Below are 19,370 nucleotides of genomic sequence, written 5' to 3' on the forward strand. Positions count from 1 at the left end.
AGCCGATTCAGATGCACTCTGATCAAAGAATAGTTGGGCCGGAAACGGTCCAGATGCTGGAACTGGGACATCCCTGGATCATCAGCGACAGCCATACCAAACGGTGGCCCCAGAGCAAGCTGGGCCAGGTGGTATCGTTGACCGATAACAAGGGGCGCTTCCTGGCCACCGCTCTTGTGGACCCCCAGGACAGGATCGTCGCGCGGGTGCTGGCCCGAAAACCGGTCAAGCTGGACCAGGCCTGGCTGAAGAAACGCCTTAAAGCCGCGTTTGATCTTCGCGGGCAGCATGCCGATCTGGGGGACACCAACGCCTATCGTCTGGTGAATGCCGAGGGGGACGGGATCCCCGGCCTGACTGTCGATCGCTATGGGGATTACCTGATGGTGCAGCTTTACTGCGGCGGGTGGCGGCCTCACCTGCCGTTGATTACCCAGGTATTGCAGGAACTGTTGGCACCAAAAGGGATCTATGAAAAGACCCGTCCCCAGAAAACCAGGGAGCTTGAGGCAAGCGGAGAGAGCAAGCGCTACGGCAAGCTGTTGACCGGCACAGCAGCTCCGGAACGCCTGGAGGTACGGGAAAATGGTCTGAATTTTCTGGTGAGCATGGAACAAGGCCTTAATACCGGCCTGTTTCTGGACCAGCGTGCAAACCGGCGCGAACTAATGGCCCGCGTTCAGGAAAAACGGGTGCTGAACCTCTTCTCCTACACCGGCGCGTTTTCCGTGGCCGCTGCAGCATCCGGCGCACATCATGTTACCAGCGTGGATGCCTCCCCCTCCTACACCGAATGGGCCCGAAACAACTTCGGCATCAACCGGATCAATCCCAAACGCCATGAGTTCATCGTTGGTGATTGCCTTTCGGTGCTGGCGGATCTGGCAAATCAGGGTAAACGCTATGACATCATCCTCATGGACCCCCCTTCCTTCTCCACCACCACCAAAAGCCGCTTTACCACCCGCGGAGGAACGTCGGATCTCGTTGCTGCAGCGCTGCCGCTGCTGCCGGAGGGGGGCCTGCTGATCACCTCCTCAAATCATCAGAAACTGGACCTGGCCGATTACCTGAAAGAACTGCGTCGCGCCAGCCTCAAGGCCGGCAGCGAACTGCGGGTCATCTCCCTCAGCAGCCAACCGGAGGATTTCCCCTATCCGGTGACATTTCCGGAAGGCCGCTATCTTAAATATGTGGTTTCAGTGAAAGGAGCCCATTGACGATGCGTATCTGGGTCGATGCTGACGCCTGTCCCCGGGTCATCAAGGAAATCGTTTTTCGCGCCTCAGAGCGCCTGGAACTGCCGGTGATTCTGGTGGCCAATGTGCCCATGGAAAAACACCATTCCCGCCTGATCTCATCGGTAGTGGTTGCGGAAGGCTTCGATGTGGCTGATGATCACATCGCCGAGCAGGCGGTACCGGGCGATGTGGTTATCACAGCCGACATTCCTCTGGCTGCGCGCATCGTGGCCAAGGGAGCGGTGGGACTTGACCCGCGGGGAGAACTGTACACCGAGGAAAATGTCGGCGAGCGACTATCCATGCGCGATCTGATGCAGGAATTGCGCGGAGCCGGGATGATCCAGGGTGGACCGGCCCAGTTTGGATCAACGGATCGCCAGCGCTTCGCCTCTTCTTTGGACACCCTGTTGACCCGCATGTTGAAGGGGAAACGGTAAACCATGAAGAAGCTGCTCACCTGGGGCGCAACCGGTCTTATTACCACTGCCATCCTTGACCCCCTCATCTACGCCATGCTTGATCAGCCAATCCCCTGGCTGCGCGACCTGCTGATGTTTGCAGGAGGCGTGCTCTGCCTCTATTTTTTGATCAAATTCCGTCATGAATGGTGAATGTCCCTGTGAACGATAAAGGTCCACAGGTCGGACAACGCCCCGAAGCCTGGCTGCTTCATGAGGCTGGCAAAGTGCAGGGCGAGCTGGTCATCATGGCGCTGCTCGCTGTGGCACATGGAATGCTGATTGTGCTCCAGGCCTGGCTGCTGGCTAATGCCTGCCAATTGCTGGTTATCGACCGCATGGCGCTTTCCGCCGTGCTGCCCATGGCAGGCGGGGCAGCTGTCGCAGCCCTGTTGCGCGGCCTGCTGGTGCTGCAGATGGAGCGGCACTCCGCCACAGCGGCGGCCAAAGTCAAACAACGCGTACGGCGCATGCTCTACAGCAGACTGCAGGAGCGTGGTCCGGCTGGAGTCCCGGAGACGACCGGGTCATTGGTGGAAGCCATGACCAGCGCCATCGAGGGACTTGAACCGTACATTACCCGTTTTCTGCCCCATGCCGCCCAGGCAGCCCTCCTGCCGCTGATCACCCTGCTCTTTGTCCTGCCTCACGAGTGGCGCTCGGGGTTGGTACTGCTTTTCTCAGCCCCCTTCATTCCCCTCTTCATGATTCTGATCAGTCGCGGATCCGAGCACCTTCACCGCCGCCAGTGGGGACGCCTGTCGCGCATGGCCGGCCACCTACTGGACCTACTGCAGGGCTTGCCGGACCTGAGAATATTCGGAGCCGTGCGGGCCGAAGCTGCTGCTCTGGCAAGGGCTTCAAAGGAGTACCGTGAAGGTACCATGGGGATTCTGCGAATTGCCTTCCTCTCGGCATTTACCCTGGAGTTCTTCGCAACAATCGGCACAGCGATCGTGGCGGTAGTGACAGGATTCCGGCTGCTGAACGGGCAGCTCAGTCTTGGAGAAGGTCTGTTCGTCCTGCTGCTGGCCCCCGAGTTTTATCTTCCCTTGCGCACACTCGGCCTCTCTTACCATGCCCGCATGCAGGGGGCTGCCGCTGCCGAAAAATTAGCCCCGCTCCTGATCCAACCTGCGGACCACGAAAAATCGGCAGGAACGAAGTCCGTTCCACCTGCCAGGAAACCGGAAGTATCCGACGCAAGGGCACCTGACATTATCTTTGAAAAGGTCTCCTTCCATCACGATGGCGAGCGGGGGGGAGTGTACGGAATCGATCTGGCATTACCGGCCGGCAGCATTACCGCCCTGGCCGGAGAGAGCGGCAGTGGCAAAACGACCCTTGCCCGCCTGCTGGTCGGACTCATCCGGCCTCAGACAGGAAGAATAACCATCAATGGAACAGACCTGCAGGAGCTAGATCAGGAAGGATGGCGCGGCCAGCTGGCATGGGTCCCCCAGCAACCCTTCTTCTTCCGCGGCTCGGTCCGGGACAACCTGCTCCTCGGCAGGGCGGATGCTACAGAATCAGAGATATCTTCTGCATTGGAAGAGGCGGCAGCGGCAGGGTTTGTCAGCAGGTTACCCGCAGGGCTGGATACCGGACTTGGTGACCGGGGAGCGGGGCTTTCCGGGGGTGAGTTGCGACGACTGGCAATGGCACGGGCTTTTCTGCGCAACCCTGCTCTGGTGGTGCTCGACGAACCGACGGCAGGACTCGACCGGGAAAATGAACGATTGATGGGAGAAGCTCTGGAACGCCTGGCTGTGGGACGCACGCTGCTGATTATCAGCCACCGTGAAGAGACTCTGGCCCGGGCCGAGCGGGTGGCAGTACTGGCCAACGGCCGCCTGGAACAGGTTGTGTCCCCGGATGAGTATGTGATCCCCCTGGCAGGTGCAGTATGAGAGAGCTGATCGGCATTCTCTCCGGCGCGCGGCGCCAGTGGCCCTGGATGGCGGCCGGAATTGCGCTTTCAATAGTGGTGATTGCTGCCAATTGCCTTCTGATGGCTGTGTCAGGATGGTTCATCGCCTCCATGGCCGTCGCCGGCAGCGCCGGAATCACCTTCAATTATTTCATGCCTTCGGCAGCCCTGCGCGGACTAGCCATCCTGCGCACGGTGGGACGCTATGCGGAACGACTGGTGACCCATGAAGCTGCCCTGCGGGTAGTGGCAGACCTGCGGGTATGGCTGTTCCGTCGCCTGGAACCGTTGGCCCCGGCCGTTCTGGAACGCTATGCCGGCGGCGATGTAGCAGGCCGTCTGCGGGCTGACGTGGATGCGGTTGAGGTCGTCTATCTGCGCATCCTGGCACCACTGGCAGCCGGCTGTTTCACCATTCTGCTTGGCGTGGCCTTCATTGCCTGCTGGAGCATGACTACCGCCCTCATCCTGCTGGTCTTCCTGGCCACTGCAGGCGTGGCCCTGCCGCTTGCAACCCACCGCATGGCGGCCGGACCGGGGGAAAAATCCGTGGAGTTGGCGGCTGAGCTGCGCAGGGAAGTCACCGAGGGTCTGCAGGGAATGGAAGAGCTGATTCTGCTGGGAGCAATGGAGCGCCAGGCTCAGGAGGTCAATCAGCTTTCCGACCGGCTGATTAGAGAGCAGCGGCTTCTTTCAAGGGCAAGCGGCTTCTCGGCAGCAGGCAGCGTTGCCTGCAGCGGTCTAGCCCTTGCCGCTGTACTGATCTGTGCCGGTCAGGAGGTCGCATCCGCTGAAATAGACCCTCCTCTGCTTGTGATGATGCTGCTTTTCTCGGCTGCACTCTTTGAGGCGGCTGCTCTCCTGCCTGCCGCGCTTCAGCAGTTCCCGGCAGCCCGGGAAGCGGTCCGACGCATCAGGGTACTTGCCGATGCTCCACCTCCGGTCCTGGAGCCCGAAGTTCCCGGTAAAACACCCGGCTTGCATGGCATTACATTCCAGCATGTCACCTGCAGCTATAATCCCGGGGCCATGGCGCTGAAGGACTTCGATCTGGAGCTACCCTCGGGATCCTGCACTGCCCTTGTCGGTCCCAGCGGCAGCGGCAAGAGCACGGTTATGGAGATTCTGTTGCGATTTCGCGAGCATGGCGGCATAGTAACCGTGGGGGGAACCGACATCCGCACCATGAGCGGTGATGATCTGCGGAGTCTGGTCTCGGCCCTCCCTCAGCGCCCGCATCTGTTCAACAGCAGCATCCGTGAAAATATTCTGCTGGCCAGACCCGAGGCACTGGAAGATGAACTGCTTCAAGCGGTTGCTGATGCCGGGCTGGCCGGCTGGATCGCCCGACTCCCCCATGGACTCGACACCCTGGTTGGTGAAGAGGGTAGCGCCGTTTCAGGCGGAGAGGCGAGACGCATCGCCCTGGCCCGCGCCCTGCTCAAGGACGCACCGATCATGTTGCTGGATGAACCGACGGAAGGGCTGGATAGCGTGACAGAAAAGGAAGTTGTCATCCGGCTGAAGGAACGGCTGAAGGGAAAAACAGTGCTGCTGGCAACCCATCGCCCGGCATGCCTGGCGCTGGCGGAGCGAGTGGTATATTTTTGATAATATTACAGAATCTTATCTCTCACACGAAGGCACAAAGACACAAAGCAGGTTATGGCCCCAGAGACAGGTTTATTTTGAAAGTATTTTTTCTTCTTGGTGGCTTCGTGGCTTTGTGTGATCAACGCCTTTGGATGGTTTAGTTTGGTATGCATATGATCGAGATACTTGAAACTGACATAAAGATTGAATTCTACCGCGCCTCCGGGCCTGGCGGCCAGCATCGCAATACCACCGATTCAGCCGTGCGAATCAGGCATCTTCCGACCGGGATCGTTGCCCAGGCCTCCGAAAGCCGCTCCCAGCTTCAGAATCGCGAGAAGGCGATGGAACGTCTGAAAGAGGCTCTGGAACGTCGTGAGCGGAAACAGAAAAAACGCATCGCAACAAAGGTGCCCCGCAAGGCTAAAGAGAAACGCCTGACTGAAAAAAAAATTGTTTCCCAGCGTAAAAAACAGCGGTCGGTTACTGAATGAAATCGTCTTCTACTCTTGCCATCACCTGGACCAGGCCGGATCCGGACGAGGAACAGTGGGAGTTTTCCAAGCATCCCGCCAAGCAGGGTTTCTACCATGCCCACAACATAAGCTGGACGCAGATCCTCTCTGCTTCTGAAGAGGGTCGGCTGGAACCGTATCCGCGTTCGGACAGCATTAATGGAATCCGGGTTTCTCTCTCCTACCACCTTTACGATGATTATCTGCGGTATGTTGTTTCAGCCAAACGCGGCTATCGTCTCGGCTATACCAGAATGGAAAAAGACCTTGAACGTGAGGGACACCTTGTCCTGCCTGCCCCGATTGTTCTGCAGTGCGGCCAGGAGGCGCTGCTGTTCTCAGGCTACCGGCGGCTCTGCCTTGCATGGAACCATGGCATTACACCCGGCGTGTGGCTGATACAGCTGGATTAGTTCTGAGAACAATCACCGAATTCCGAGATTTGTGGTATATAGACAGACGACTCAACAGCACTCAAAAATCACCTGAAAAAATAGAAAAGGAATCACATGACACCAAAAGACAACCAGCAGGTTTATAGTCCCGGGCTTACTGAACTCCCCCCGTTGCCGTTGGATGTACCGAGTCTGTCAGAAGACTTCCGCCACTACTATACCCACAATCTGGGGCGTGATAAATATTGCCGCTCGATCCACTACCACTACGCCGCTCTTGCCCTCACCGTACGCGACCGCCTTATGGAACGCTGGAAAAACACGCGGTATGCTTACATCGACTCGGATTGCAGACATGGCTACTACCTGTCGCTGGAATTCCTCATGGGGCGCGCGCTGGGCAATGCCATGCTGAACCTGGGAATTACGGACGAAACATCTCAGGCGCTGTTCGATCTGGGCATTAAAATGGAAGATCTGGTGAGTGCTGAAATCGATGCAGGATTAGGCAACGGAGGGCTTGGGCGACTGGCAGCCTGTTTCCTTGACAGTTGCGCCACTCTGCAACTGCCGGTGATGGGCTATGGCATCCGCTATGAATACGGCATGTTCCGCCAGCGCATCGTCAATGGGCAGCAGGTGGAAGAGCCGGACCGCTGGTTGCGTGACGGCAACCCGTGGGAAGTTGCCCGACCGGAATATACCCAGCGTGTCAGCTATGGCGGCCGCACCGAGTTCTACCGCACAAATGACGGGAATTTTGCCAGCCGCTGGGTTGAGGCCAACAATGTGCTGGCAGTTCCCTACGACATCCCGATTCCGGGGTATCGCAACGGCACGGTAAATACTCTACGCCTCTGGAAGGCCGCTGCTACCGATGAATTCGATCTTGGCGAGTTCAACGCCGGCAGTTATGCCGAATCAGTGGCGGCCAAGAATGCCGCGGAAAACATCACCATGGTTCTGTATCCCAATGATGCAAGTGAAAATGGCAAGGAGTTGCGCCTGCGGCAGCAGTACTTCCTCGCCTCAGCCAGCCTGCAGGACATCATTGCCCGCTGGAACGTGCTCCACAAGGGAGATTTTTCTACCTTTGCCGAAAAGAATTGTTTCCAGCTGAACGACACCCACCCCAGCTGTGCGGTGCCCGAGCTGATGCGCCTGTTGATGGACGAGCAGGGGATGGGATGGGACCAGGCCTGGGATATCACCTCCCGTACCATGGCCTACACCAATCACACACTGCTGCCGGAAGCGCTGGAAAAGTGGCCGATGCAGCTTTTCAGACAGCTACTTCCGCGAATCCTGGACATCATTCTTGAGATCAATGCACGCTTCCTGGCGGTGGTCTCCAACCGCTGGCCAGACGATGGCAATCGTCTCGCGCGCATGTCCCTGATCGAGGAGGGCCCCAATCCCCAGGTGCGCATGGCCTATCTTGCCATCGTAGGCAGCTTTTCTGTCAACGGCGTTGCCGAACTGCACTCACAGCTGCTGGTTCAGGGACTGTTCAAAGACTTTTATGAGCTCTGGCCCCACAAGTTCAACAACAAGACCAACGGGGTCACCCCACGTCGCTGGATAGCCTGGTGTAACGAGCCGATGAGTGCGCTGATCAGTGACACCATCGGCGACGGTTGGGTGGCTGATTTGCAGCAGATCCGCCGTATTGCCCCCCATGCCGATGATGCAGGGTTTCGTGAACGCTGGCATGCAGTAAAACAGGCCAACAAGCAGCGCCTTGCTGACATGGTGTCCCAGGAATGCGGGATCACATTCAACCCTGAATCAATTTTCGATGTTCAGGTAAAGCGTATTCACGAGTACAAGCGCCAACTGCTCAATATCCTGCATGTCATTCATCTCTACAGCCGCATCAAACGCGGAGAGACCACGGGATGGACCAACCGCTGCGTCTTGATCGGAGGCAAGGCTGCCCCTGGTTACTACATGGCGAAACTGATCATCAAGCTGATCAACAATGTAGGCCAGGTGATCAACTCAGATCCACAGGTGGGAGACATGCTCAAAGTCGCCTTTCTGCCTAATTACCGTGTCACTGCCATGGAAATCATCTGTCCCGGCACCGACCTGTCCGAACAGATTTCCACCGCCGGAAAGGAAGCTTCCGGCACCGGCAACATGAAGTTCATGATGAACGGCGCCCTGACCATCGGCACACTTGATGGCGCCAATATAGAAATTCTGGAGGAAGTCGGCGACGACAATTTCTTCATGTTCGGCCTCACAGCCGATGAGGTGGAAGCTATGCGACCCATTTATGATCCCGCTGCCATTATCGATGCTGATGCCGATCTGAAGCGGGTCATGCAGCTTCTGCGCGGTCACTTCAGCATGTTCGAACCAGGCCTCTTCGACCCCATCATAAATGCCATCACCAGTCCCCATGACCCCTGGATGGTGGCAGCTGATTTCCGTAGTTTTATCGATGCACAGCAGCGCGTTGCAGATACGTATCGTGACCGGGAACGCTGGACCCGCATGAGCATAATCAACACCGCCCACAGCGGCAAGTTTTCAACAGACAGGACCATTGAGGATTACAATAACGACATCTGGCGCTTGGAACAGATACCGGTCGCTAGGTAAAGTGTTGCCGCTTTCTTGACTTTCAACGTAAAAGGCGCGGCAGATCCTGATCTGTCGCGCCTTTGTTATTCGGCATCATATGGATTAACTGCTCTTTGAACCGAATGAAAATGTCTATGGTTTCGGTTTTGTTGCACTTATGTCTGTTATATACACAACAAGATCACCATTAGGGCGACGAAGAGTTACTTCATCATCCAGCTTTCGCCCAAGTAGAGCCTGTCCCACCGGCGAATCTATGCTGATACGCCCTATTGCAACATCGATCTCATCGGGTCCCACCAACTGATAGCAGCGTTCATTCCCATCGTCATCCTCATAGGTCACCCAACATCCAAAGGTAACGGACTTGGGACTGACCGGAGTGCTGGCAATCTTGAGTACCTTGAGCCGGGCTCCCAGATGCTTCAGTTTACGATCAATCTCCCGCAGGCGTTTTTTGCCGTAAATGTACTCTGCATTTTCAGAACGGTCACCTTCCGCAGCAGCGTCCGATACGCCCTGTACCACCTTGGGCCTCTCCACGCGCCATAAATAATGATACTCATCCTCAAGTTTTTTCATTCCTGCAGCTGTAATCAGATTGGTCATACATTCACCGCTTTTCTGGCTGCATGATGAACCCGCAGCCACTCAAGATATTTGTGATCATTACTGTGAAACTATTGCACAATCTCGGCAAGAGTATAAAAAAAAACAAGCCGCAGAAACGCAAAAAAGCCGCATCTTACGATGCGGCTTTTTGTACAACTGGCGAAAAAAGAATTACTTTGCAGCAGGAGCAGCAGGAGCAGCAGCAGGAGCTTCTTCTTTCTTCACTTCTTTTTTAGCTTTCTTTGCTTTTTTAGCTTTCTTTGCAGGTTTTTTCTCTTCTTTTTTCACGTCAGCAGCAGGAGCAGCAGGCTCAGCAGCAGGCTTAGCAGCATCAGCAGCGAAAACAACTGCGGAGAAAGAAACAGCAACGAGAGCGGCAACGATTGTGGAGAGAACTTTTTTCATGGGTACTACCTCCTATGGAATGTGTTTGATCTGGTTATTGCACTTGATGTGCCAACACCGTAAATAAATTTAAGTTGTTTATTTATAAGACAATTACTGGAAGGCTATTTTTTCTGTACTTGCAGGGCAACCCTATAACAAACATCAAGCACCTCAAATGAGGCATAAAAAATGTCTATGTCAATACCTGTAGCGAAGTTCGACCATAAACAGCTGATTAGTTCGCTCTGCGCCACTCTCCAAGTTAAAGTTATCAATCTTCTCAACGCCATATACGAATTTGGCATCAGAGTCGCCATAGAACGGCAATGACCAGACAGCACGTCCGGCATGCTTGCGTTCAACTGACTGCATAACACCATTGGGATCATATTGGCCGGAGCTGTTAACTCGCACACGACCGACCATCCCGCGAGTCGTATAGATGTACTCCAGTGCCAGATTATTGCGCGTATCGAACCAATGGCTGTATCGTGTAAAAAAGTCCTGGGTCGCCCCACCTTGGGAATGGCCGATGGGCAGGTTTTTGTAAAGGTAACCTTCAGGAAATGTTCCGTTGGTATAGAGGATCTGATTACCCTGGAAAAACTCAAAACGTAAGTCGTTGCGACCATCGGCAGTAAGCCGCGGAATGTAAAAACCTGCCAGGTAACTTTCCACAATAGGCCAGAAACTGGCCGTATCTTCACCGGAAAACTCACCATACAATTCAGTGTTTGCCAGCCAGGGAATACGGTAGCGCGCCTCGAATCCAGCCAAGCCATTCGAATTATCTGAACTGGTGCCGCCAATCAGGCCGCGTAACGTATCGCCAATACCATTCTTTACTCCCGGCCCACCCACTTGGCGACCAAGATTAAAACCAATTTCCACATTGTCGATTGGTTTAACGGAAAGCTTCAGCGCATAAAACCAGGGCTGGCGCTCAACGCCGTCGGTAATGGTATTCTCAAAACGGGAACCGATCAGTGCATATTTAACTGCTCCGACATAAGGAACAGTGAACGGCTCAGGGCTGGAAATCTTGATCGAATTGAAATTTTCTGCATTATTGCCAAGAGTAATTGAACCTCGATATCCAAGCCCCAGCCAGTTTTCATCCTTGCCGCCCTCAAGCTCCAGCCATTTACCACCCAGCTTGAGGTAGCCGCGGTTGAGTTTAAGAGAAACATCTGAGTCGGTCCTACTATACTGGATCACCGGCTCCAGAAGTCCTGAAGCTTTGTCGCTGACATATCCCTCTACGGCCCAGCGAAGCTCACCATTGTGACCATCACGATATACGGCACCATTGTTGTTTTCTGACAATGGGGCCCCTTCGCTGCCCCGCTGTAGAACTGGGGAAGGGTAGGGATTTTTTGGGCGCAAACCGGATCCGATCCCAAACACTCCATCATTCCCCGGGTCATGAACCGGTCGTTCATAGTTGCGCGGCGCACCATCCAGGTAAACATAGCGGAGGCGCAGGGAAGATATGGGATTGTAATCAAAGAAAGGAACTTTTTTATCAGGAAACTGCCGCAGTGCCACCTCCCTCGGCATAAGCTCGCGGATGCGCGTCACCAGTTGTCGAGCAAAGATATCCTCAGTACCACCAAGACGCTGTTCAGCCTCCAGCAGCAGTCGGGCCGCCTCAGCCTTACTGAAAGGTTTGATCCCTTTGATATCGCTAGTGATCAGTCCAAAGCCGGCAAGCTTTTCCAGATAGCTGTAAACCGGGCTGTCCAGAGGAATATTTGTCGAAGAGAGAACCGCTGCCGATGCAGATGACAACCCCGCAAAAAAGATAAACAGCAGGTATGACAGGATACGAACAACAGCCATCTGAAACGCTCCAGACTTTTAATAATTTGAATATCCCTTTTCCTCCGTTCTACCAGAAGGAAGGAGATATCTGTACGCCAATTTCTAATGGGAGGAGAAAAACAATAGGAAGATTGCCACGACTATGGCAAGTATTATTTTCTGATAGGCAGGATTTTGGCCGTTTCACTTACTACTACAGGCGGGAACAGGTCCGGACGCACTCTCTGGAAAGTAGCAGGCGCTTCACCAGTGAAACTGTATGCGGGTTTAAATTCAGGCACCAGGCACTTCAGCAACTCCATCAGATCATCGATTCGGTCGGTCCTGGCAGCATCATACAGCTTTTCCAGAACCGCCTTCACAGGTTCCAATTCGATATGCACCGGTGCCAGAACTTTAATTTTGTCATGGGCGGTAGGCAGAATGCCCTCACCATCTATCAATAATTCTTCGAACAATTTTTCACCCGGCCGCAAACCAGTTACTACAATATCGATATCTTCATAGGGGACCAGGCCGGAGAGCCTAATCAACTCCTCGGCCAGATCGACAATACGCACAGGGTCACCCATATCAAGCACAAGTATCTCGCTGCCGCTGCTCATACTGCCGGCCTGCAGTACCAGCTGCGTTGCCTCGGGAATGGTCATGAAATAGCGGATGATGCGTTTGTCGGTCACCGTGACCGGACCGCCTTTGGCGATCTGATCCTTGAACAGAGGAATGACACTGCCATTGCTGCCCAAAACATTTCCGAAACGAACGGTTGTGAATTTCGTACCGCTTAAGCGAGAAAGGGCCTGAATGTAAATTTCGGCTGCCCTCTTTGACGCACCCATCACATTGGTAGGGTTGACCGCCTTATCTGTGGAAATCATCACCATGTTGCGAATCTTGCAAGCATGGGCAGCATCGGCCACATTGCGAGAGCCGAAGATATTGTTCAACACTGCCTGGGACGGATTGTATTCCATCATCGGTACATGCTTGTAAGCTGCGGCATGAAACACCACTTCAGGAACAAATGCATCAAATGCGGCAAAAACTTTTTCCCGGTCCCGCACATCAGCCATCAGAGGCAGGATGCGCAACTCCGGAAATCGTGCCACCAACTCCTTCTCAATCTCATACAATGCTGTTTCTGCCTGTTCCAGCAGGATCAGTTTCTCTGGTTTGAACTTTGCTACCTGACGACAGATTTCGCTGCCGATACTTCCTCCGGCTCCGGTAATCAGGACTCGCTTGCCTGTCAGGTACCCGCCGATCAGTTCACGGTCCAGCACCACCGGATCCCGTCCCAACAGGTCCTCGATTTCTACATTCTTGATCTGGGAAATTGTCAGCTTGCCGTTAATCAGTTCCCCGATGCTCGGCAATGTCTTGAAGGTCACATTGGCATTCTTGCAGTTGTCGATAATGCTGCGAATTGTTTGGCCATCGGCAGAAGGCATGGCAATAACTACCTCTTCGATTTCATTCGCAACAATCAGCGATTTAAGCTGCTTGGTTGTACCCAAGACTCGGATTCCGTGCAGCTTCATGCCTTTTTTTTCAGGATCATCATCTACGAAACCGAGAACATTGTAATCCGCACGGGATTGGCGCCTGATCTCCTTGAGCAACAGACTACCCGCTTCACCGGCTCCAACAATCAGAGTAGCCGGTCCCTCGCCACGATGTCCAGTCACATAAATCTCCCGATATACACGCCACACCAGGCGACTTGCAGACAAAAGTGCAGCGAGCAAAAACCAGTCCAGCAAAAAAACGGAGCGAGGAATTGGAGTGAACTGTCGCAGGAATAAAATAGCGGATACAGACAGAATGGAGGAGAGGGTAACTGCCTTGAAAATTTCCAAAGCGTCCTGAACCGATGCATAACGCCAGAGGCTGTTGTAAAAACCTGTCACCAGGAAAACCAGAGGCTTCACCAGCATCACAACGACTAAACATTCCCAGAACAGGTCAAGTTGCTGAGGTGGGATAGTAAAATCAAAGCGCAGCAGAAAAGCAAGACAGAGGGAGAAGGTGATGAGCAGCATATCGCTTAAAAAAACGATCAAGCGACGCTTGGTAAATATGTTCTTCATGGTCGGCACAACCTTGCCTGGAAGGGATTTGGTTGCCGGATCTTATAGAATTTTCATCCAAGATGCAAATTAAAATCAGCAATTGAGGTCAATGAAATCAAAGCAATACCGCACTACGCAGGTTTCTAGAACCCAACCTTAATAAGCGGCTGCATGCATAACCTTTTTCATTGCTTTACAAATATCCTGCATATCCATTTCAGAAAGCGTTGGATGGACCAAAAACATAAGACTTGTCTCGCCCAATTCCTGTGCAACCGGCAAACGCTTGTCTGGTTGCAGACCGCAAAAAGCTTTTTCCAAATAGATTTCACTGCAGCTTCCGCTGTAACAAGGAACTCCTTCTGCAACGATTGCATTCATGACACGGTCTCTATCCCATCCATCTTTAAGCACTTCAGGTCGCACACAAGTATAGTATTTATAATAAGCATGTCCGATTTCAGCTGGGGGTTGCATTACGCGTAGGGCCGGGATGCTATTGAAGCAGTGTGTGAGAATTGAACTGTTGATCTGGCGCCTCTCGATCCATCTTGGCAGCTTTCGAAGCTGTACCCTGCCAATGGCCGATTGCATCTCGGTAAGTCTCCAGTTTGTACCAAAAGACTCATGCAACCAGCGAAACCCGGGTGGATGCTGGCGGTTGTACACAGCATCATAACTCTTGCCATGGTCCTTATATTCCCAAGCCTTGCGCCATAATTCTTCGTCATTAGTAGTCAGCATCCCTCCTTCGCCGCCGGTGGTCATGATCTTGTCCTGACAGAACGAGAAAGCTGCCACGTCTCCCAACGAACCGACCGGCCTTCCCTTATAGGTAGCACCGTGTGCTTGTGCACAATCCTCAATTACCTTTAGTCCATGCTCCCGGGCAAGGTCATTGATCGAATCCATGTCACACGGCCACCCAGCCAAATGAACACATATTATAGCTTTGGTTTGCGGGGTGATTCGAGGACGGATTGTATCAATTGTTATATTCTGGGTAACAGGATCAACGTCCACTACAACAGGAATAGCCCCGCGCATCACACAACTACTGGCAGAAGCAATGAAGGTGCGTGGTGTGACAATAACTTCGTCACCATGGCCAATGCCAAGAGCATATAATGCAAGTTCTAACGCAACAGTACCGTTGGCCAAGGCGATGGCGTGTCGGCAGCCCGTGAAAGAAGCAAACTCCCGTTCGAACTCGCGTCCCTCGATTCCCGTCCAGTAATTGACTTTGCCGGTATGCAGCGGAGCAATGGCGGCCTCAATTTCGTCATTATCAAAAAAAGGCCATGACGGAAAGGGTTCTTCTCGCAGCGGTGTGCCACTATCTATTGCTAATCTCTGGCTCAAGGTTCCTCCAGTGCTTTGATACGTCTTGCCGGGCTTCCGACTACCAATTCGCGGTCATATACATCGTGTATCACTGTAGATCCCGCCCCAACAAGAGCATTACGTCCGATTGTCAGATTGGGGATGATCGTTACTCCTGCGCAGACAAACGTGCCATCACCTATACTAACCGTGCCACACAGTGTAGCTCCAGGGGCGACATGTACTCCATCACCGATTGTACAGTCGTGATCAATACTGGCTTTAGTATTCACAATAGAATTTCGGCCGACCCGACTGTCAGAATTTATAATTGCGCCGGCCATGATTACGGTCCCAGCAGCAACAGTGACTCCACGACCAAGTTGTACCGATGGGTGAATAGCTGATACGAGATCGATTTGGTTATCAGTTAACCATTTTGCCACAGAAATACGTGCTTTATTATTACCAATGGCAACGATACCACCACATATTTGATCCTTAATATTAAGTAGTTCCTGCTTTCCGCCGACAATATCATGACCATAGAACCTTGTGCCCTTCAGGCTTGGGTCATCATCAACCAGAAATGCTATCTCGTATAAACCTTGCCTCTCGAGGATATCTATAACTACCTTGGCATGGCCACTGGCACCAAAGACAAAGATCCTTTCTCGTTCGGTCCGCTTAGTCATGGAGTGTTCCACCTGCTATAAAAAGATTTTTAACTCTCATGTTGTTTTTGGGTACCTTGAAAGACTTCCATCGTCACCTGGCCGTCATGGCTGATTCCTTCCCGTTTAAAAACCTTGATCAGGGTCATCCAAAGGATCTTGAGGTCGAGCCAGAAAGAGTGGTGGTCAACGTACCATACATCCAAGTCAAATTTATCTTCCCAGCTGATTGCATTGCGGCCATTAACCTGTGCCCATCCGGTGATGCCAGGTCTCACCTCGTGACGCCTGGCTTGTTCAGGTGAATAAAGCGGCAGGTACTGTATCAGCAACGGCCGAGGACCTACCAGGCTCAAGTCCCCTTTGATAACATTAAAAAGTTGTGGTAGCTCATCCAGACTCAGATTACGTAAAGAATTACCGAATGGGGTCAGACGCACTTCATCCGAAAAGAGCTGCCCGTCAGCATCCCGTTGGTCGGTCATTGTGCGGAATTTATATACATAGAAAAGTCGCGCATGCAACCCCGGACGCTGTTGCCTGAAAAGAATAGGAGATCCTAGTTTGGTATGAACCAGAATAGCTATAACAATAAGTATCGGACTGAGAACAGCCAGTCCCAAAAATGCTGCCAGCATGTCAAATAACCGCTTCATGGTAAAACGTGACCTCTAGATGTGTTTAGCGCCATAACATCTAGCATCTCGCTGTTTATTTTAGTGACATCAAAACGATTCTCGGCAATTCGGCGACTTGCGTGCCCCATTCTTTCCCATAGATGCCGGTTTTCAATAAACATGATCATTTTTTCTGCTAGTGCACGAGAATTTTTTGGAGGAACCAGATAACCATTTTCACCCGAAATGACGGTTTCACGGCATCCAGGCACATCGGTCGTCAGGATCGGTCGTCCCATGGACATGGCTTCAAGGACAGTACGTGGCATTCCTTCATGATATGAGGGCAAGACATAAACATGGCAGTGTGTAATAAAAGGACGAACATCATTAGATGCACCCAGGTAATTTATATGACCTGAACTTTGCCAGCTTTCGACCTCAGCAGGCGAAATACCATCTGGCGACGGGTCCGCTGGCCCTAGTAAATTGAAGACCACCCGTGGATACCTTTTTTTCACAATCTCGGCTGCTTCTACATACTCCCGAAGCCCTTTATCTCCCAGCAAACGGGCAATCGTTAAAAAAACGACGTCACCTTTGGGCAAACAGGTCATATCGAAATGGGCCAGATTTACACCCGAACCATTCACAGTTACGCACTTTTCATCATTCACAATCTGACGGTCAATAAATACCTGCCGATTATCAGTGTTCTGAAAAATCACTCTTTCGGCACGGACAAGCGCCGAACGATACAGGCAAGCAACCAGACTTCTCAACGCTGTCTGCTTGATACCTCCAGGCTGAAATGCCAGACCTAATCCGGTGATCATGGCATAAAATTGCGTTGATGTTTTTAAGGTACGAAGTGCTAATCCGCTCCAGATAACAGGCTTGATTGTATAGGCTAACACTACATCTGGCGCAATTTCATCAAATGCAGTGCGTAAAGCACGCAATGTCGCCATATCATTACGTGGATTCATGCCATTACGCTGGACAGGATACGGCCGAAATGATACCCCTAATGTCTCTATACGATTACGAGTCACATCATCCGTATCGTCTCCCATGGCAACGACATCATGACCCGCAGCCACAAGGACCTTGATCAAATCACCCCTGAAATTGACCAAAGACTCTGCAAGAGCACCAATAACGACAACTCTAGACACCTGAGCACCCTTTCTCTTCATCCAACCAAGCCTGAAACATCAACACATCCCAAAGATGGTATTGCCAATTGAATTTGCCGGAGAGATGTTCCGTCCATTTTTGCCGTATTGGAGCCGGATTAAAATAACCTTCTTGACGCAAGCGGGATTCGCTCAACAGATCCTCTGCCCAATCCCGTAGCGGCCCACGTAACCAGGAATCGATGGGAATACCAAACCCCTGTTTCGGACGTTCTATCAGTTCCTTAGGAACATATTTATAGAGGAGTTGACGTAATACCCACTTTCCCACTCCGTCTCGCAGCTTGTACTCAAGCGGCAAACGCCATGCAAATTCCACCACCCTGTGATCCAGGAATGGAACCCGAGTCTCAAGACTTACACCCATTGCTGCTCGGTCAACCTTGGTCAAGATATCATCGGGCAGATAACTCAACATATCCAGTGCCATCATTCGTTCAACGTCGCAATGCACCAAGGGCTGACGCGCAATGTCCGTAATTACCGTGGCAGGCTCGGTTGATCCCAAAACTATTGCGCTGGGATCAGGCCAGTGCGATACGAGCCCACGATAAAGCTCAGAAACAGAACGACTCGCCATGACACCTGCTCCTTTGTGCAGACTGTCACCCCAATTCGCCATGCCTGCTTTTTTAGGCAACACGGAAAGAATGGTTTTGGCCATGGCATTCCATTTTTGGGGAGAAACGCTGGTAATTGCAGCTGACAACATGCATCGGGCTTCAACGGGCAGATGAGACAATCGACTCCACAATCGGCTCGTTATCACATAGCGGTTATACCCTCCAAACAACTCATCACCAGCATCACCGGACAATGACACAGTAACGTGCTGCCTGGCCATGTGCGATACCAGGTGAGTTGGGATCTGCGAGGAGTCAGCAAAGGGCTCATCATAAAGGCGGGGTAATTGAGGAATCACATCCAACGCATCCTTAGCAGTGACATACCATTCGGTGTGGTCAGTACGCAGATGCAATGCTACTGCTTTTGCATATCTGGCTTCATCATACAAGTCGTCATGAAAACCTATGGAAAAGGTACGTACTGGTCTGGATGACTGAGCCTGCATCAATGCCACTATTGTGGACGAATCAACACCGCCGGAAAGAAAAGCACCCAGCGGAACGTCAGCAACCATTTGCAAGCCGATCGCATTTTTCAACAAATCTTCGAGCGCATCAACCGCTTCTGCGGCACTACCCGCAAATGGTTTTGCCAATCCAGCCTCCACAATGTGATTGCCAGACCAGTATGGCACCACATGTAGGTCGCGCTGTTGTAATGAAACGGTCAAAAGGTTTCCAGGCTGTAACTTGGAAATTCCCTGATAGATGGAATACGGGGATGGAATACAGTTGTGCCGCATCAGCAATGCTAATGAATTACGATCCACTTCGGCGTTGAATGCAGGATGTACCCTCAGCGCCTTCAATTCGGAACCAAACAAGAAGGTATCGCCCTGCCAACCATAAAACAAGGGCTTCTCACCCAACCGGTCACGTCCCAGTGTGAGAGTGCATGTACTTCTGTCCCACACCGCAAAGGCAAACATGCCAACAGCTCTTATAACTGTATCTTGAATTCCCCAAACATCGAAACCTGCCAGGAGTGTTTCTGTATCCGAATGCCCTTGCCAGTTGGGGGCCAAGCCACCCTCCTCCAGTGACTTGCGCAGGAAAAGGTGATTGTAAATCTCACCGTTAAAGGCGAACACATATCGCCCGCTCGCCGATATCATTGGTTGATGGCCGGCCGGAGAAAGATCAACAATGGATAAACGCCTGTGTGATAAACCAATACCTTGATTACTGTCAAACCACTCACCACTGTCGTCTGGACCGCGATGAGCAATGGCTCTCCCCATTTTTTTCAAAACTTCAATAGCTTGATAATATGTACCAGAGCCCAAATAACCTGAAATCCCGCACATGG

The 19,370-nt window shown here is 52.5% G+C and carries 16 protein-coding genes and 1 pseudogene; 8 read left to right on the forward strand and 9 right to left on the reverse strand.

Annotated elements, in window-relative coordinates:
• The first annotated feature begins 11 nt into the window (after nucleotides 1–11).
• From KJB30_RS02205 to KJB30_RS02240, 8 genes and pseudogenes are all read left to right on the forward strand, one after another.
• The gene (locus tag KJB30_RS02205; protein WP_214296308.1) at nucleotides 12–1,220 is read left to right on the forward strand and encodes a class I SAM-dependent rRNA methyltransferase; all 1,209 of its coding nucleotides are present in this window, start codon (nucleotides 12–14) and stop codon (nucleotides 1,218–1,220) included.
• A 2-nt stretch (nucleotides 1,221–1,222) separates the two neighbouring features.
• Nucleotides 1,223–1,681: a YaiI/YqxD family protein gene (locus KJB30_RS02210; RefSeq protein WP_214296309.1), complete on the forward strand. Its 459-nt coding sequence runs from the start codon at nucleotides 1,223–1,225 to the stop codon at nucleotides 1,679–1,681.
• Between the two features lie 3 nt (nucleotides 1,682–1,684).
• Nucleotides 1,685–1,855, forward strand: coding sequence for a hypothetical protein (locus tag KJB30_RS02215; protein ID WP_214296310.1), 171 nt, complete (start codon nucleotides 1,685–1,687; stop codon nucleotides 1,853–1,855).
• 8 nt (nucleotides 1,856–1,863) lie between these two features.
• Complete coding sequence (gene cydD / locus KJB30_RS02220; RefSeq protein ID WP_367618910.1) at nucleotides 1,864–3,612, forward strand: thiol reductant ABC exporter subunit CydD; 1,749 nt, start codon at nucleotides 1,864–1,866, stop codon at nucleotides 3,610–3,612.
• Nucleotides 3,609–5,243 carry a thiol reductant ABC exporter subunit CydC gene (gene cydC / locus KJB30_RS02225; protein WP_214296312.1) on the forward strand — a complete coding sequence of 545 codons (1,635 nt, stop codon included), beginning with the start codon at nucleotides 3,609–3,611 and terminating at the stop codon, nucleotides 5,241–5,243. The genes cydD and cydC overlap by 4 nt, the downstream gene beginning before the upstream one ends.
• A 158-nt stretch (nucleotides 5,244–5,401) precedes the next feature.
• Nucleotides 5,402–5,719, forward strand: a pseudogene (locus tag KJB30_RS02230) (peptide chain release factor-like protein); the annotation flags it as partial.
• The gene (locus KJB30_RS02235; protein ID WP_214296314.1) at nucleotides 5,716–6,153 is read left to right on the forward strand and encodes a hypothetical protein; all 438 of its coding nucleotides are present in this window, start codon (nucleotides 5,716–5,718) and stop codon (nucleotides 6,151–6,153) included. The pseudogene KJB30_RS02230 and the gene KJB30_RS02235, both read left to right, overlap by 4 nt.
• Before the next feature lie 96 nt (nucleotides 6,154–6,249).
• Nucleotides 6,250–8,745, forward strand: a complete 2,496-nt coding sequence (locus tag KJB30_RS02240; RefSeq protein WP_214296315.1) for a glycogen/starch/alpha-glucan phosphorylase — start codon at nucleotides 6,250–6,252, stop codon at nucleotides 8,743–8,745.
• A gap of 114 nt (nucleotides 8,746–8,859) precedes the next feature.
• Here the strand turns inward: KJB30_RS02240 and greB are convergent, their stop codons facing one another.
• The 9 genes from greB to asnB all read right to left on the reverse strand — a co-directional run bounded on the left by greB (nucleotide 8,860) and on the right by asnB (nucleotide 19,368).
• Nucleotides 8,860–9,336, reverse strand: a complete 477-nt coding sequence (gene greB, locus KJB30_RS02245; protein ID WP_214296316.1) for a transcription elongation factor GreB — start codon at nucleotides 9,334–9,336, stop codon at nucleotides 8,860–8,862.
• Nucleotides 9,337–9,510: 174 nt separating this feature from the next.
• The gene (locus KJB30_RS02250; protein WP_214296317.1) at nucleotides 9,511–9,744 is read right to left on the reverse strand and encodes a hypothetical protein; all 234 of its coding nucleotides are present in this window, start codon (nucleotides 9,742–9,744) and stop codon (nucleotides 9,511–9,513) included.
• Between the two features lie 180 nt (nucleotides 9,745–9,924).
• Nucleotides 9,925–11,568: a capsule assembly Wzi family protein gene (locus KJB30_RS02255; protein WP_214296318.1), complete on the reverse strand. Its 1,644-nt coding sequence runs from the start codon at nucleotides 11,566–11,568 to the stop codon at nucleotides 9,925–9,927.
• A 134-nt stretch (nucleotides 11,569–11,702) separates the two neighbouring features.
• Nucleotides 11,703–13,640 carry a polysaccharide biosynthesis protein gene (locus tag KJB30_RS02260; RefSeq protein ID WP_246545440.1) on the reverse strand — a complete coding sequence of 646 codons (1,938 nt, stop codon included), beginning with the start codon at nucleotides 13,638–13,640 and terminating at the stop codon, nucleotides 11,703–11,705.
• 138 nt (nucleotides 13,641–13,778) lie between these two features.
• Nucleotides 13,779–14,984, reverse strand: coding sequence for a DegT/DnrJ/EryC1/StrS family aminotransferase (locus KJB30_RS02265; protein WP_246545441.1), 1,206 nt, complete (start codon nucleotides 14,982–14,984; stop codon nucleotides 13,779–13,781).
• Nucleotides 14,981–15,640 (reverse strand): acetyltransferase, encoded by a 660-nt coding sequence (locus KJB30_RS02270; protein WP_214296319.1) that lies wholly within the window; start codon nucleotides 15,638–15,640, stop codon nucleotides 14,981–14,983. Before KJB30_RS02270 ends, KJB30_RS02265 begins: the two co-directional genes overlap by 4 nt.
• A 29-nt stretch (nucleotides 15,641–15,669) precedes the next feature.
• On the reverse strand, nucleotides 15,670–16,275 hold the full coding sequence (locus KJB30_RS02275; RefSeq protein ID WP_214296320.1) for a sugar transferase: 606 nt from the start codon (nucleotides 16,273–16,275) through the stop codon (nucleotides 15,670–15,672).
• Nucleotides 16,272–17,414: a glycosyltransferase family 4 protein gene (locus tag KJB30_RS02280; RefSeq protein WP_214296321.1), complete on the reverse strand. Its 1,143-nt coding sequence runs from the start codon at nucleotides 17,412–17,414 to the stop codon at nucleotides 16,272–16,274. Before KJB30_RS02280 ends, KJB30_RS02275 begins: the two co-directional genes overlap by 4 nt.
• Nucleotides 17,407–19,368 (reverse strand): asparagine synthase (glutamine-hydrolyzing), encoded by a 1,962-nt coding sequence (asnB, locus tag KJB30_RS02285; RefSeq protein ID WP_214296322.1) that lies wholly within the window; start codon nucleotides 19,366–19,368, stop codon nucleotides 17,407–17,409. Before asnB ends, KJB30_RS02280 begins: the two co-directional genes overlap by 8 nt.
• Nucleotides 19,369–19,370: the final 2 nt, after the last annotated feature.

The organism is Pelotalea chapellei (assembly GCF_018531195.1).
Lineage (GTDB): Bacteria > Desulfobacterota > Desulfuromonadia > Geobacterales > Pseudopelobacteraceae > Pelotalea > Pelotalea chapellei.

Coding starts and splice junctions, on each gene's coding strand:
- KJB30_RS02205 (WP_214296308.1), top strand. CDS start 12: ATGCACTCTGATCAAAGAATAGTTGGGCCGGAAACGGTCCAGATGCTG.
- KJB30_RS02210 (WP_214296309.1), top strand. CDS start 1,223: ATGCGTATCTGGGTCGATGCTGACGCCTGTCCCCGGGTCATCAAGGAA.
- KJB30_RS02215 (WP_214296310.1), top strand. CDS start 1,685: ATGAAGAAGCTGCTCACCTGGGGCGCAACCGGTCTTATTACCACTGCC.
- cydC (WP_214296312.1), top strand. CDS start 3,609: ATGAGAGAGCTGATCGGCATTCTCTCCGGCGCGCGGCGCCAGTGGCCC.
- KJB30_RS02235 (WP_214296314.1), top strand. CDS start 5,716: ATGAAATCGTCTTCTACTCTTGCCATCACCTGGACCAGGCCGGATCCG.
- KJB30_RS02240 (WP_214296315.1), top strand. CDS start 6,250: ATGACACCAAAAGACAACCAGCAGGTTTATAGTCCCGGGCTTACTGAA.
- greB (WP_214296316.1), bottom strand. CDS start 9,336: ATGACCAATCTGATTACAGCTGCAGGAATGAAAAAACTTGAGGATGAG.
- KJB30_RS02250 (WP_214296317.1), bottom strand. CDS start 9,744: ATGAAAAAAGTTCTCTCCACAATCGTTGCCGCTCTCGTTGCTGTTTCT.
- KJB30_RS02255 (WP_214296318.1), bottom strand. CDS start 11,568: ATGGCTGTTGTTCGTATCCTGTCATACCTGCTGTTTATCTTTTTTGCG.
- KJB30_RS02260 (WP_246545440.1), bottom strand. CDS start 13,640: ATGAAGAACATATTTACCAAGCGTCGCTTGATCGTTTTTTTAAGCGAT.
- KJB30_RS02270 (WP_214296319.1), bottom strand. CDS start 15,640: ATGACTAAGCGGACCGAACGAGAAAGGATCTTTGTCTTTGGTGCCAGT.
- KJB30_RS02275 (WP_214296320.1), bottom strand. CDS start 16,275: ATGAAGCGGTTATTTGACATGCTGGCAGCATTTTTGGGACTGGCTGTT.
- asnB (WP_214296322.1), bottom strand. CDS start 19,368: ATGTGCGGGATTTCAGGTTATTTGGGCTCTGGTACATATTATCAAGCT.